Source organism: Paenibacillus sp. AK002, from assembly GCF_053903045.1.
In genome coordinates this window covers 3,286,320-3,300,778 of the sequence record NZ_CP096377.1, presented here as the reverse complement: position 1 = coordinate 3,300,778, position 14,459 = coordinate 3,286,320, and the positions used below count along the sequence as shown (strand labels likewise).

10 protein-coding genes are annotated in these 14,459 nt (G+C 50.4%); 2 read left to right on the top strand and 8 right to left on the bottom strand.

Annotation, left to right across the window (positions count from 1 at the left end; all coding sequences use genetic code 11):
- Positions 1 to 34 precede the first annotated feature (34 nt).
- From M1D70_RS14590 to M1D70_RS14560, 7 genes are all read right to left on the bottom strand, one after another.
- Positions 35 to 1,966, bottom strand: coding sequence for a VWA domain-containing protein (locus tag M1D70_RS14590; protein ID WP_456290273.1), 1,932 nt, complete (start codon positions 1,964 to 1,966; stop codon positions 35 to 37).
- A gap of 29 nt (positions 1,967 to 1,995) precedes the next feature.
- Entirely contained in the window at positions 1,996 to 2,925 is a 930-nt protein-coding gene (locus M1D70_RS14585) for an ATP-binding protein (protein ID WP_456290272.1), read from the bottom strand.
- Positions 2,926 to 2,938: 13 nt separating this feature from the next.
- Positions 2,939 to 3,724 (bottom strand): ABC transporter ATP-binding protein, encoded by a 786-nt coding sequence (locus M1D70_RS14580; RefSeq protein WP_456290271.1) that lies wholly within the window; start codon positions 3,722 to 3,724, stop codon positions 2,939 to 2,941.
- Complete coding sequence (locus M1D70_RS14575; protein WP_456290270.1) at positions 3,721 to 4,710, bottom strand: FecCD family ABC transporter permease; 990 nt, start codon at positions 4,708 to 4,710, stop codon at positions 3,721 to 3,723. Before M1D70_RS14575 ends, M1D70_RS14580 begins: the two co-directional genes overlap by 4 nt.
- Positions 4,700 to 5,749, bottom strand: a complete 1,050-nt coding sequence (locus M1D70_RS14570; protein ID WP_456290269.1) for an ABC transporter substrate-binding protein — start codon at positions 5,747 to 5,749, stop codon at positions 4,700 to 4,702. The genes M1D70_RS14575 and M1D70_RS14570 overlap by 11 nt, the downstream gene beginning before the upstream one ends.
- A gap of 382 nt (positions 5,750 to 6,131) precedes the next feature.
- Complete coding sequence (locus tag M1D70_RS14565; protein ID WP_456290268.1) at positions 6,132 to 9,326, bottom strand: alpha/beta hydrolase; 3,195 nt, start codon at positions 9,324 to 9,326, stop codon at positions 6,132 to 6,134.
- On the bottom strand, positions 9,307 to 10,074 hold the full coding sequence (locus M1D70_RS14560; RefSeq protein ID WP_009590569.1) for an ABC transporter ATP-binding protein: 768 nt from the start codon (positions 10,072 to 10,074) through the stop codon (positions 9,307 to 9,309). Before M1D70_RS14560 ends, M1D70_RS14565 begins: the two co-directional genes overlap by 20 nt.
- Positions 10,075 to 10,314: 240 nt before the next feature.
- Between M1D70_RS14560 and M1D70_RS14555 the strand changes: the two genes are divergently transcribed.
- Together M1D70_RS14555 and M1D70_RS14550 are read left to right on the top strand one after the other, a co-directional pair.
- Entirely contained in the window at positions 10,315 to 10,986 is a 672-nt protein-coding gene (locus M1D70_RS14555; RefSeq protein ID WP_456290267.1) for a response regulator transcription factor, read from the top strand.
- On the top strand, positions 10,983 to 12,008 hold the full coding sequence (locus M1D70_RS14550; RefSeq protein WP_456290266.1) for a sensor histidine kinase: 1,026 nt from the start codon (positions 10,983 to 10,985) through the stop codon (positions 12,006 to 12,008). The genes M1D70_RS14555 and M1D70_RS14550 overlap by 4 nt, the downstream gene beginning before the upstream one ends.
- Before the next feature lie 131 nt (positions 12,009 to 12,139).
- On the opposite strand, the gene bahA is transcribed toward M1D70_RS14550, so the two are convergent.
- Complete coding sequence (gene bahA, locus M1D70_RS14545) at positions 12,140 to 14,398, bottom strand: bacitracin amidohydrolase BahA (RefSeq protein ID WP_456290265.1); 2,259 nt, start codon at positions 14,396 to 14,398, stop codon at positions 12,140 to 12,142.
- Between the last annotated feature and the right edge of the window lie 61 nt (positions 14,399 to 14,459).

Here is a 14,459-nt window from a genome sequence, read left to right as displayed (position 1 = left end):
TCTTGTCGCCTCCCCTCTATAATCATGTGATTGGTCATTTCATGGTGGTGCGGACAGCCCGCGCAATACCTTCGTCATCTACGCGGTCAAGTAATCTGTATTCAGCGCCTAAAGCGTCAGCCAGTTCCCTCGAACGTCCCAATTTGACAAATCCCTGCTCCGTATCTAACACCAGGGAACGAATCCCGGCAGCGCGGATCAGCTTAGCCGCTTCCAGACATTCGTTCCAAATGTCAGCATACACGGTTAATCCGATGGAGCTTTCATTGGCACGGCCATCCGTTACGATGATCATGACCGGGAGCGTATCGTTATTTCTGCGTTTCTCCGAATGAAGCACCTTGTACGCTTTGGCAAGCCCGTCTGCCAGAGGCGTCTTTCCCCCTGTGGGAATGCTCCGAAGCTGCTTGGACGCGGCTTCGATGCTGCGCGTCACCGGAAGGATCAGCTCGGCTTCGTTGTTTCTGAAGGCGATCATACCGATTCGGTCTCTTTTCTCATAAGCATCCTGCAGCAGTGACAGAATAGCGCCTTTGACGGCGGTCATTCGCTTACGAGCCGCCATAGACCCGCTGGCGTCAACGACGAACAGCAAGGTTGCCCCTACCCGGTTCTCTCTTTTCTTTTGACGCAAATCATCCAACTCAATGGCAACTGCCACCTCGTCTTTTTTTGTTCTGATTGCTTGATAGGGAGCCGCTGCGCGGATCGTGGCATCCAAAGCCACGTCGGTTCGCAGGTTCCTGCCCGGGTACATATACCCCATAGCTCTCCCTTTCTTCTGGTTGGCCCGGGATTTATTTCGTTTTCCCGATCCCTCGTGTTCAATCTTGCGCTTCCCCTCGAGCTGCAACGGCTTCATTGTAAACGTTTCGTCTGGCAGCAGCACCCGTTCCTCCAAACCTTCTGGTACGTGCTGTCGATCATCCGCATGCTGCTCTACCGTACGGCTGGCCACATCTTGTTTATCAGAAGAAGCGTTGCCCGGATGATGGGGATTCCGTTTCGGTTCGTGACTTTTCTGTGGAGGCATTGGAGAGGAGCGGGCATGATCCTCAAGCGAATGTTCCGGCTGTTTACTGTTATTCTGTTCAGGTGAGCCGCTGCTAGAAGCACGGGGCTTCTCCATTACATGTGTCATTCTGTGGGGAAGCACAAATTCAGCTATCTCCCGGATGTCGGCGGCGGTTACCGCGGAACGCCCATCCCAAGCCGCGGCAGCTTTGGCCCCTTCAATCAGACTGAGATCGCCCCTGGAGCTGCTGATTCCCGCTTCTCTGGCGATGGAGGCTGACAATTGAATCATGTCCGCGCTCACCTGAACTTGGGGAAGTGCTTGTGCGGAGGCTTCGACGCGAAGACGCAGCGTTTCGTCCTGTGGCCGATATCGGTTCCGGAATGCGAACGGATCATGCTCAAACTGCAGATTGCGCTGAATAATTTCTGCTCTTGCTATGGAATCGTGAATATCGTCCAACGTAACGCAGTAACCAAAATGGTCCAGAAGGGGAGGCGATACCCGGCCTTCATTGGGATCCATTGCTGCAAGCAGCATAAAACGGCTACTCCGAACCATGGATATTCCCTCTCTTTGCACAGAGATCGAGCCCGTAGACAGCGTGCTGACGATCTCCTTCAAGATCGCTTCAGACAGTAGATTCATATGGTCTACAAGCAGGAGCTGTCCATCGGCTTCTTCCAGCAATCCCGGAGCAAGCGCTAGCTTTCCGCTTTTCATGGCGGCTGCCAAATCCAAAGCGCCGAGCAGCCGGTCAGCCGTAACGTTGACGGGAACGGATAGGATTCGGCGCGGCTTGACCAAAGAAGAGGCCGCATGCAGCAGGACGCTTTTACCTGACCCGGGATGGCCGTTAACAAGTATGCCTCCGATCGCTGGATTGACAAGATAGAGCAGCACCGCTCGTTTGGCCTTCTCTTGGCCCAGAATGGCACTGAATGGATACACCGGGGCAGCGCTCTTCCTTTCTTCCGTTATCATGACGGTACCCATTCTACTGAAGTCAGTATCGTCTGTAATCGCTGCTCAATGCCGCCGGTATCTTCAAACGGCTGCCGTCTCATGCGATGAGGCAAAACCAAGTGCGCCGCTTCTTGCATATGATCTAGGCTTACAGTTTCCTTCCCTTGCCAGGCAGCCAGGGCAACCGCCGTTTTGATGAGGGTGATATCGGAACGGTGTCCCTCCACCTCCAGTGCAATGCCGATTTTCGCTGCCAGCTCAAGCATATCGTCCGAGATGGGGATATGGCCCAGACGGTCTCGCGCCTGCAGAATCTGGTTCAATACTCTCTTCTGCTCCGTCTCATATCGCGCAGCAAATGAAGCAGGGTCCCGTTCATATTCCAATCGTCTGCGGATGACAAGCGTGCGCTCTTGAACGTCCCTTTCCCCGCCGATCTCCACCGACAGCGCAAACCGGTCCAATAGCTGCGGTCGCAGGTCCCCTTCTTCGGGGTTCATCGTCCCTACCAAAAGGAACCGTGACGGATGGGAATAGGAAATGCCTTCTCTCTCAACGGTATTAACCCCCATCGCAGCCGCATCCAGAAGCACATCCACGATATGATCATCTAACAGATTAATCTCATCGACGTATAAGATATGGCCGTGAGCCGCAGCCAGCAATCCGGGTTCGAATTTCTTTTCTCCTTTCTTGATTGCATGCTCGATGTCTAAAGCACCGACAACCCGGTCTTCCGTCGCACTAACCGGCAAATTAACAACGTTCAGATCAGGCACAAGCCCCGATAAGGCACGTACTGTCGTTGATTTCGCCGTTCCTTTTTCCCCTCGTATCAGAACACCCCCGAGCTTCGGATTCACGACATTCAGAATGAGGGCCAACTTCATTCGGGATTGACCAACAATGGCTGTAAAAGGATATTGATGATCTATATGTTCCAATGCGTTCGACTCCTTATTTCTTGATTAATCCGGTAATACGGCAAATCGGCTTGTCGCGAACCGGATCGGTTTCCACGGAAGCTTCAACACCAAACACCCTGCCCAGCAGATCCGGCGTCAAAACCTCGGATGGTGAGCCATAGCCTTCCACCTTCCCTGATTTCATCGCCAGGATATAGTCGGAATAGATTGAAGCGTGGTTAATATCATGCAGAACCATGATAACGGTCATATTTAATTGTTGATTCAATCCCCGAACCAGCTCCAAAACCTCCAGCTGATGGGCAATGTCCAGGTATGTGGTCGGTTCGTCCAGGAGCAGCACGCCGGGCTGCTGAGCCAGAGCCATAGCAATCCACGCTCTCTGTCTTTCCCCGCCAGACAGCGTATGCAGAAGTCTATCCTCATAAGGCGTAAGAGCGGTTGCCTCTAATGCCCATTCCGTGATCTCGCGGTCCTTGACGCTGACATGATTCCAGTAAGGCTGATGAGGCGTTCTTCCATATCCGACCAATTCCTTCACCGTGATTTCTATGGGCTCTTGCGATTGGGCCATATAGGACAGCTGCCGGGCCACGTCCTTCCCGTTTAAATCGGATAACGGCTTGCTGTCAAGCAGAACCTGCCCTCCTGCGGGCTTCAGCTGGCGCGCAAGCGCTTTAAGCAACGTGCTCTTCCCGCAGCCGTTCGGACCGATAATGCTGTACACGAATCCTTTCTCGAAGGAGATACCCAGATGTTGAATCACAAACTTATCCTGGTATTTCAGCGAAAGATCGCGAGTCTCCAAACGTGTCATGCTTTCCTCCTCCTTAACAGATAAAGGAAAAAGGGTGCTCCCAATACCCCCATGATGATTCCGACCGGAAGCTCAATCGGTGTAAACATCATTCTAGCCAGCGTGTCGCAGAACGTCAGAACGGCAGCGCCCAGCAATGCAGAGGACGGAATGAGAATCCGGTAATCTCCGCCAACAAGCAGCTTGGCGATGTGGGGAACGATCAGACCGACGAACCCCAGCAAACCCGCGATGCTGACGGCGCTGGCTGCGAGCAGCGTGGCGATTGCGGTTATCATTAAACGGGACAGCTCAACCCGCGTCCCCAAATTCCGTGCATTAACCTCACCCAGCATCATAATATTCATCTGCTTGGAGTAGATCATCGCCAGAAGAAGACCGATAAGCGAGTAAGGAAGTATGGTCGAGAGATCCGGCCAGCTTTTCGCTGCAAGCCCGCCGACCATGAAGATTAAAGCGCCATGCACGCGGTCGCTGTAAAAGGTAAGCATCGCCGATATCCCGGACCCCAAGAATGCGGAGACAGCGACGCCGGACAGAACGATCCGCAGAGGGCTAACGCCATCCTTCCAAGACAAAAGATAGATAATGAACGCGGCGAGAGTCGCTCCGAGAAATGCTGCGGGCGTCAGTAAGTAATCATATTGCGGTACAACCACCAGCAGGAAAATCCCGAATAGTCCGGCGCCGCTGGAGACTCCGATAATGTGGGGGTCAGCGAGCGGATTGCGCATGACGCCTTGCAAAAGCGCACCGGAAACCGCGAGGTTCGCGCCTACAAGCATCGCGACAAGCGTCCGCGGAAGCCGGATATTCCAGATAATATCCCGGTTCATCCCAGGCAGCTCATGATGCAGGATACCCGTGACAATGTCCCGAAGCGGAATCATGACGGCACCGGTAGCTATACTGATCAAGCACGCCGAAGCTGCGGCGATCGTGAAAATAATGATCAGGGATGCATGACGGACCGACCTATTCAACATCACCATAGATCTCCGGATACACCAGCTTGGCTAAATACGCCAGGGATTCATCATAGTGAAGCCCCGGGTTGGTAAGAAACAGATCGGATGGTACGACAATGACGTGGTGTTCCTTGACGGCCCCGATGGAGGCCCATGCCGGATTGTTCTCAAGCTCCTCTTTAATCTTCTTCTCGCCAACGGTCTTTTGTCCGTGGATAATCAAAAAGATGTAATCCGGATCCTGTTTCACAAGCGTCTCCATGCTGTACGGCGTCGTGGTTGGACTGTTAGGCGACGATTCCAGATTCTCGGCAGCGTTGGTCAGACCCAACATCTTCGCTATTTCTAGACCCGATGTGCCGTTCTTTTGTATCGAGATTCCGCCCGGCGTAACGTTCATGTTGATAAAGGTACGTTCCTCATCCGGTAATTTTTCCACGATTTCGTTTACTCGAACCTCCAGAGCTTCAAGCTTTTCCGGGAGCTGCGCTTCCGTACCCGCTATCTTCGCCATCCATCCGGCTTTGGTTTTCATATCCTCATAGCTTGACAGACTCATCAGGGCAACAGGAATCCCGCTGCTCTCCAGCGATTGCACAAGCTCTTTATGAAACCGAGCCTGCCCGATAACCAGATCGGGTCTGAGCGCTACAACCTGTTCCAGGTTGATCTGGCTGACGCTGCCGACAGACGATATCGCTTCAGCCTGTTCGGGAATGGAAACGCCGGCCGCTTCCATCCGTCCTACTGCCTCTCCGCCGACTTCGTATAATAGATCAAGGAATTCAGGAGATAGCACGACGATGCGCTCGGGCTGCTGCTGAAGCGTAATAGTGCGATCCGTCGCATCCTGGAATGTTATGTAATCTTCCTGACCTGCGGAAGTATCAGTATCGGACTGTACCGGTAGCGATGCATTGTCACTCGGCTTGGTTTCCGGACTGCTGGAAGTCTCATTCCCCCCACAAGCTGACATGATGAATGTGAAGAATAAGAGAAATGAACTGACAGCTACGACATAAGCTGTTTTCTTGCGTTGGTTGAATCTGAAGTACATGGATTTACTTCCCCTCCCGATGATAAGTTTGTCTCTAAGCTACCAATCTTGCGTTTGGTCTTCAGAGGTAATATTATTCGTAATTATTACGATTAACAAAATATACTCTATCCCGATTATACGTTGATGTCAATCATTTTCAGAAAATCGTAATCATTCTTATTAGTTTAGGTCATGAACTGATATCGAGAAGAAAAACGTCTATCGACGTACATTCTAAGTAGACAGACCGCGTTTAGCTGAAGCTTTTCTTGCGAGTTAAGGATGGTTACGCCCCCGAAGTTATACTTTCTTATCTCATAAAAAAAGCCGCCAAAATGGCGACTTCGCAAGTGTGTTTAATTTGTGCGGCCAGCAGCGCCACGGCGCTTCAGGCTCGACATTATTTAATAAAATCAACCATAGGATAGTCTGCAGATGGGGAGTTCAGCAGCGGCTGTGATGCACCCTTTAGATGATAATCGAAAAAGGCAGCGACATACGCTCGATGGGCGGCGATCGCCCGTTCGGGTTCAGCTGTCCCGATAAATTGCTGGACAACTCGCGGCGAAAGGCTCAGCTTCTCTTGAAGCTGTGGAAGGAGCGACTGATAATCTGTAAACGTATAATGTGCTCCCTCAGGTATGCTTAAATCGAGCTTCCAGCCGGTCGAATGCTGCCAGAACGATTGACGGTCCATCGCGGTTAGATGGGAATCAACCTCGCCCTCCTTATTGTAGCCTGAATTCATGAGCATGAAAGGACGATCCAAACCGTGCTGCGCCACCGGGAGCGGGTTATCGGGCATATGCCCCATCGTTCCATCCATATCGATGCCGGCGTCGACCCGGTCATCCTCATACATCACCTGAGCAGCGGTAGCCCCGCCTGCGGAATGTCCGAATATTCCGATCTTTGACAGGTCCCATGTTTCTTGAAGTCCCGCGGGTAAAGTCTGATCGCCTGGATGACGGCCTTCCTTTATGAGTTCGAGTTGATCCAATACATATTGGATATCATCCACTCTTACCTCCAGCATTTTCAGAACCGTTTCTGCACTGAAAGGCGGTAATGACTCCGTGGCCACACGTCCATCGGGAAACTGGACCGCAGAGGCTTCATACGTATGATCGACTGCAACCACCACATAACCTCTGCTGGCCAAGTCTTCGACTACAGCCGTCCCGAAGTTTCTTGGAACAGACCCGCCGGGTGTGTAGATGAGGATCGGCCACCTATCGGCGTTGCTCACTGGAGGTGCATTCACCCAAGAGTGTGTGCCGATACCGGATAGATCGACTCTGCCGGAATCCAACCCGATTGTGGAGATCGTGTTTTCATCGTAATACTTTGCTGCTTCGGGCTGCATGTACAAAGCCTTCTGCTCGCTTTTCCCCGAAGCAGGGTACCATATGCTGACCATCAGCTCCCTGTCTCTGTCCTGTTTCCATGGGTCCACCCGGTTGTCATCCTTGAAGTGCATTTCCATCGTACCCACAGCGTATTTTCCAGTAGGCTTTGGAAGCTGTAACTGGATTTTCTCTGCCGGGCCCCTTTCATCCTGCGTTGCTGGGGTTTCCGTGCCGAAGAATATGCCAATCAGTACAAGAAGACAGAAAGTAATGGCTATAGCTGCAATTCTTGCCACGGGGGCCGCTTTTCCATGGACGATCCTGCTGATGGAGTTGACCGTGAGCACATAATAAACCGAATAGATCAGGACAAACACAGCGACGCAGATCAGGATGGGCAGCAAGAGACTGGCGCCTGCCATATTGCTGAATAACCTTTTCAACAATTGCAGGATGACCATGTAGTGGGCAAGCCCAATCGCGAGCGGCAAAGCAAAAATGAAGGCGTTCTGCTTGATGATGGCCATACTGATTTCTTTTCCGCTTACGCCGATTTTTTTAAGAATATCGAACCGAGGTTTGTCTGTTGCCGCTTCTGTCAATTGTTTGAAATAGATCATGCTTCCTGTCGCCATGACGAAAACAAGTCCAAGAAATCCTAATATAAACACATTAAAGGCCGCTTCTTCGATTCCAAGCCGGTATTCAGAATAAAACGAAGACAAGTTCGATTCCGGCGTCTTCAGCGCCGCCAGCGCATCGGCCGTGTGCTTCGTCGTCTTCTGTTCCTGCACGGCATACCCGACATAGCGGGTCGGCGAAACTTGCGCCTCGATATTGTCATAGGTGCCGTTACTTACAACAATCATTACATCCGGATAACTCCAATTGATGATTCGTTCTACGGTCATCCCTGCAAAAGCAAGGGTTAGCCGTTGATCAGGCAATTCGATGCCGACCGTTTCGCCTTCGTAATCGGACCATTCATAGTCCGTATACATAGGCCGGATCGCAACGGCTTCATCCTGTTCGATCGGATCAAGAGCAGGGAATCGCAACGCCTTTGCCACCTGGTTGTATTGATCGATCGAAACCACTTTAAGCGGGGTTTTGTCTGCTTCGATCATTCTCTCCGGAAGGATCTCCGGATCGGAAGCCTCCCCTTTAGTTTCCAGCACCGGAATCGTCATTTGCGCTATAATCGGATGCGCTTCATCCCCGCGTATGATATCGTCTACCTTCTGATTAAACGCATGGTCCTGGGCAATATACATGTAGCTAAACGGAGCCGTGAGCTTCGATGTTTTGTCAAAAGTGAAATACGCACCTAATCCGACACTGAAAGCGCACAGAGCTGCTGCGGATAACAGGGAAATGACGCTTAACAAACGAGCGTTTCCTTTAATCCGGTACACCAAATTAGAGATGATGACCAGATTCATGCCTTTATAGTAACTTCGCTTTCTCTCCTTGGCCGTTCTCAACAAGACAATGACCAAGGAGGAAAAGAGCAGAAGCGTTCCGGCGATAATACCAACGGTCATCACGCTCAGATTGACAAGAATTTCTTCGTTGACGGAAAAATCGCGGAAGGCGAATCCATATCCAGCAGCCAGGCAGAGAACTGCACCCACCGCCGATAGAAACGACGCTTTCGGTTCCTGCTCCCCTTTCTGCTCCGCGCGAAACAATTCAATGAGTTTAAAGCTGTAGATCAATCGATAGCCTTGGATCGACGTCGCCAAAATAATCACCATGAACACGATAAGCGTATGAACCAGCGCGCGAAGGGAGAAAGCCATGCCTACCTGTACCGTCGTCCCCAGCAGCTTGATTAATATCATGGCGAACAGCTTGGACAACAATGTGCCGATCATGATTCCTATGATTAAAACCGTCACCCCAATGATCAGGTTTTCATAAAACAGCATTTTCCCGATCTTTTTTTTGGGCAAACCAAGCAGCGCGTATAAGCCTGCTTCCTTTTTACGCTGTCTCGAAAAAAAACGGTTGGAGTATAGGATAAAGACGGCAACAAACACAATCAATAAGATGGACGCCATCATAAAAACGGATTGCATGCTCTGTGACGATTCGATTGAACTCGTAATTTCTTGGCTGTACTGCAAAGAAAGAAACGTATAATAGATGATGACGCTGAACAGGATGGAAATGAAATAGATGGCGTAGTTTTTGAAGTTCCCTTTCATGTTCTTTTTCACGATGTCAAACAAGGTCACTTGCATTTCCCCCCAGTACGGTCAATACATCCAGTATTTTTTTGAAAAAGTGTTTGCGGGATGCCTCGCCTTTCGTCAGTTCCGTGAAAATGCGACCGTCCTTAATAAACAGCACCCGCTTGCAGTAACTTGCCGCAAACGTGTCATGGGTGACCATCAGAATCGTTGCCTGATCATATTCATTCAAGTCCTTCAGGCTCTCCAGCAGGTCGGTCGCCGATTTCGAATCCAGAGCGCCGGTCGGCTCATCGGCCAGCAGCAGGCTGGGGCCGGAAATCATGGCGCGTGAAGCCGCAGTCCGCTGTTTTTGCCCTCCGGAAATCTGATACGGGTATTTGTCCAGAATCGGGGTGATGCCGAATTTGTCCGCGATCTCCCCCACTCTAAACTCCAGTTCTTTGACATTCATCTTGGCCAGCGCCAAGGGCAGCAGGATGTTCTCCTTCACGGTTAACGTGTCCAGCAAATTGTAATCTTGAAAAATGAATCCCAGTTTATCCCGGCGAAAAGCGGATAGCTGTTCCTCATCCATCTTCAGCACGTCCATCCCGTCAATCACAACGTCTCCGGAGGTAGGCTGATCGATCGTCGCCAGCACATGGAGCAACGTCGATTTGCCTGCGCCCGACGGCCCCATGATTCCTACGAACTCTCCCTCCTGCACGGACAAATCGATATCATCCAAGGCGGTATAGACATTTCCTTTTACGCCATAAACCTTTCGAACCTGAGCCGCGTTCACTACCATTTTCATGTTGATCTTTCCTTCCTGGTTATCAATATAGAAACAATGTCAGCACGATTTCGAAATCATGTATTTCTTATCCTGATCTTAATACAGGTCACCTTTACTTTGGCTTACAACTTCCCCCTCAACCTTACATTCCTGTCACATTTGACAAAGGTAGCAGCCCCGGAAACTTGCTTGTCTGCCGCGGGAAGATCGTATACAATGTGTTTAATTTGCCGCCAGTAACGCCCGGGAGGATCGTTTATGAAAATCATGATCGTAGAGGATGACCCGACCATTCGCGGGATGATCCAGTTAGCTTTAACCAAATGGAGCCTGGAATCGGTCAGCGTCGATAACTTTGACCAGGTCGCGCAATGCTTTATTCATGAACAGCCTCATCTTGTGATCATGGATATCAACTTGCCGTCGTATGATGGATTTTACTGGTGTCAAAAGATTAGGGAAATCTCCAATGTGCCGGTGCTCTTTCTTTCTTCCCGCGATTCGCCCATGGATGTTGTCATGTCGGTGAATATGGGCGGGGACGATTATATTCAGAAGCCGTTCCATATGGATGTGTTGACCGCTAAAGTCAATGCGCTGCTGCGCCGAACGTATTCCTATTCGGACATGCAATCCAACGTGTTCGAGCATGAGGGGGTCGTGTTCCTTCCGGACAAAGGGACGATCACTTATGAAACCGAACAAGCGGAGCTTACCAAAACCGAAGTCAGTATATTGAAGATCCTGATGCAGCAGAAGGGAACCGTTGTAGACCGCAAGAAAATCATGCGTCATCTTTGGCAGGATGAAAGCTTCGTGGACGAAAACACGTTAACCGTCAACATCGTCCGCTTGCGCAAAAAACTGGCCGGCATCGGCAAGGAAAACTGGATTGTAACCAAGAAAGGGCAAGGTTATAGGATCCCATGAGTTTTTTAGAATACATCAAGGACAAACGTTATTTTTTGTTGCTGTACGCGGGGATGATGGGCTTCATTTCGATGATCATTGCCCTATCCGTCAGCCGAGGTCACGCCTTAGACAGCATTCTTTATATTCAAATCGTTTGTTTTGCCTTCACCGCAGCCTACTTACTGATTGGCTATGTTTATCGCAGATCCTATTACCGCAAGCTGCAGGAGCTGATCGATCTTGACCGGGAAGATTGGCCTGTCGCTGCCCCTGAACCACAAAATTCGCAGCAGCGGCTGTATCTCGAGCTTTTTGCCAAATTGCATCGGCATCATGAAGGAGAACTCCGGAAACTTAATGAAGAAAAAATAGATCACCAGGAATTTATCATGTCCTGGATTCATGAGGTAAAGCTTCCGATTGCAGCAAGTCGTCTGCTCATGGACAACAGCATGGGGGAAACGGCAGATTCCCTGGCCGATAAACTTGAGGATGAACTGGATAAAATAGAAAATTACGTGGAGCAGGCACTGTACTACTCTCGAATCGATTCTTTTTCCAAGGATTATTTCATCACGGAAGAACCGTTGGAAGCGATCATTAAAACCTGTGCGAAAAAATTCGCCAAGACGTTTATCAATAAACAGATTCGGTTACATATGGAGGACATTCGGCAAACCATCCATACCGACCGCAAATGGCTTGGATTTATCCTTGATCAAATCGTTTCAAATGCGTTGAAATATACGGACGAAGGCGGGAACATTGCATTTACGGTGGAAGAAGACCGTAAAGAAAAGCGGTTGAATATTGTAGATTCGGGGATCGGGATCCAGCCGGAGGACCTTCATCGAGTATTTGAGAAAGGATTTACCGGATCTATCGGAAGAAGCCATCCCAAATCGACCGGCATGGGACTTTATCTTGCAAAACAATTGGCGCATAAGCTGGGACATCATTTGTCTATCCGATCGGAGGCTGGAAGGCATACAATAGTCACGATTCATTTTCCGAAAACGGATACGTACTACCGCTTATAATCGATAACGGGCTGGAGCCCGCTGCTCAATCTACAGCTGAAGAAGCCGCCAAAATGGCGGCCTCTTTAGCGTATAGAGTTCTTGGCTGCTGGCAGTCATCATAGCCATCCTATCAGACCATATCAAACATGTTAGGATCGGACCCCTATGTCACTCAGCAGCACGGTTCCCCGCTTGGTCAGGTTGAATTGAATACGGACCTTGCTTAGCTGCTGCGGGTTGAAGTCCGGATTCAATTGTTCAAAATCGCTTAACGGGAAGTCATAGCTTTGAAATACGGGCTCCGAAATGTTCCCGGAATTCGAAAACGGCCATTTGAGAAGTTTACCTTCTATAACAGGCGGCAGTTTGGATATGTGGCTGAGGGGAAGACTTGCCTGATTGCCTTTCTTGTCTTCAACGGAAACCGTTGCATTGATCAGTTCGTTCGGGTCGCCGCTCGCGTCTTTTCCACGGGCGTCCGCCATCGAAAATACGATAGAGCTTTCCGTTCCCGTTTCCATGCCGCGTTCCGGCAGCGTGACCGTGAAGGATGCAGGTTCGGATTCTCCTCTCGTGTCCCAGCCTAAGCGAACCGCGCTGTAATCGGCCAAGCCATGCTTGGTCCTTACCTTCTCCTCCTTCCATACCCGGAGATGTTCGCCCATCAGGCTGCCTCCAGGCAGCGTCGTGCTCTGCAGATCGATGTCTTCTTGAAAATCGGCAATCATGGTCGTCCCCGAATCGTAAACATTGCCGACGTACAGGTTGTCGGGAATCCATTCCTTGGCGTAACCCAAATCCGTGAACATCTCCCGATATTGACGTTGGTCCTTAAGCGTTGCATCGAGAAAACCGGAAATAAACACCTTGGCAATCGTTTCCTGCTCTTCCCGCGGCATGATTTGACGAAGATTAAAGAGACGATTCGCAAGACCTGCCCCATCCCCTCTGTTCCAGCCTCCGTTGAACTGGCCATGGTTGGCCCCATAGACATAAATCATCGACTTCATATAATCTTTGCCTTCGGTATAACGAATCCGATGATATTGTTTGGCAGCATCCAGGCTGTTGACGTCCATATCATGAGCTCCATGCAAAGAGAGATAATTCACGTCCTGCAGCGGCAGCGGTTTGCCTTGCGGCTGATATTGCCCGTCCGTTCCCGCAATGGAAATGAGAGAGCGGATCGAGAAGTTATAGTCAAACTTGATATGGCCGTGATCCGGGTGATTGCCGAGTTTGTTGAAGGCAGCCGCAATCGCGACGGCTTCGCCTCCCCTGGAATGACCGATGAGGGCGATTCGTTCCATATCGACCTTTTGATAAAACGGGTTGTCCGGAGCGCTGTTCCAGCCCTTCCAAGTCTTCAAATGCTCCAGCAGCAGCAGACCTCTTGCCGGATTTTCACGTTGGAGGGCGCTAACCAGAAAAAGGTCCTCGTATGGAGCGGCATTCAGGAAATTTTCATCCACGGAGACGAAAATATACCCTTTGCTCGCGAGCAATTTGCCGAGGTATTCGTAACCGGGATCGGAATAATCGTTCATTAAGTGGTTTCCATGCACAATCAGGACCAGCGGAAATATGCCCTCCCCTTCGGGATACCATACTTTTCCGTTTAACGGCAGGGCATCCGGTCCGAATCCAAGCGACTTCGTTCGCCCTGAGGACCATTTGTCGACAAACTCGGTCGCATCCACCGTTTTGGTCGTCAGCGAACCGCTTTGATTAAACTCTTTCCGGTAGTTGTCAGGACTGCCGTATAATAGGCTTTGGACGGGATAGTTGCCTTGTTCTGCCGGATTGTTCATCGTCGAGTCTTCATACCGGCTTGAGGTTTTCAGCTGTTGTAACGTGACGGTCGGAGCGGCTTCATCTCCCTCCCGAATCAGCCAGAAGCTGCCCGCTCCGATCACGATGGCGATCAAGGACAAGCAGGCCAAGGCGCCGATTCTCCTTCCTTTTGAGACTTGCCTGTAGCTTCCGGCTGCAATTTTATAAAGCAATGCCCCAAATAAAGAAAAAACAAAGGCCAAACATGCAATGAACACGGCCGATACTTTCGGCGGCACGATGAAGCAGAATACAAGCAAGGTCAGTGAGCCTGTCAACGTCCAAATATAGCGGCTTGGCAGTTTCTTGACCCCGTGCAGCAGCAACGCCGTCAAGCCGCTTATCATTGCAATCGCTAAGACAAACAAAAACGTGCCCGCGATATATTTTATGAAACCGTGCCCCGTCAATAAATAATCGGCCTGGATCAGGATTAGAATGAAGGCGATGCCTCCTAGTCCAAGCGACGCTCCCTTCCATCCAGGAGTTAAAGGCTGCATACGTTTCCGGTTTGCAACGATTCTTTGTATAATGGCAATGCCCTTCTCGTTCTCTTTCTCTTTTTGTATTTCCACTCTTCCCAGTCCTCCTGCACTCTATTTAGTAGATCGTTCTACATCTGAGGATACCGGATCA

What these genes read in the sequence shown, in the direction of transcription:
- M1D70_RS14570 (WP_456290269.1), bottom strand. Translation starts at nt 5,749, where the DNA reads ATGTACTTCAGATTCAACCAACGCAAGAAAACAGCTTATGTCGTAGCT.
- M1D70_RS14565 (WP_456290268.1), bottom strand. Translation starts at nt 9,326, where the DNA reads ATGCAAGTGACCTTGTTTGACATCGTGAAAAAGAACATGAAAGGGAAC.
- M1D70_RS14580 (WP_456290271.1), bottom strand. Translation starts at nt 3,724, where the DNA reads ATGACACGTTTGGAGACTCGCGATCTTTCGCTGAAATACCAGGATAAG.
- M1D70_RS14550 (WP_456290266.1), top strand. Translation starts at nt 10,983, where the DNA reads ATGAGTTTTTTAGAATACATCAAGGACAAACGTTATTTTTTGTTGCTG.
- M1D70_RS14555 (WP_456290267.1), top strand. Translation starts at nt 10,315, where the DNA reads ATGAAAATCATGATCGTAGAGGATGACCCGACCATTCGCGGGATGATC.
- M1D70_RS14575 (WP_456290270.1), bottom strand. Translation starts at nt 4,710, where the DNA reads ATGTTGAATAGGTCGGTCCGTCATGCATCCCTGATCATTATTTTCACG.
- M1D70_RS14560 (WP_009590569.1), bottom strand. Translation starts at nt 10,074, where the DNA reads ATGAAAATGGTAGTGAACGCGGCTCAGGTTCGAAAGGTTTATGGCGTA.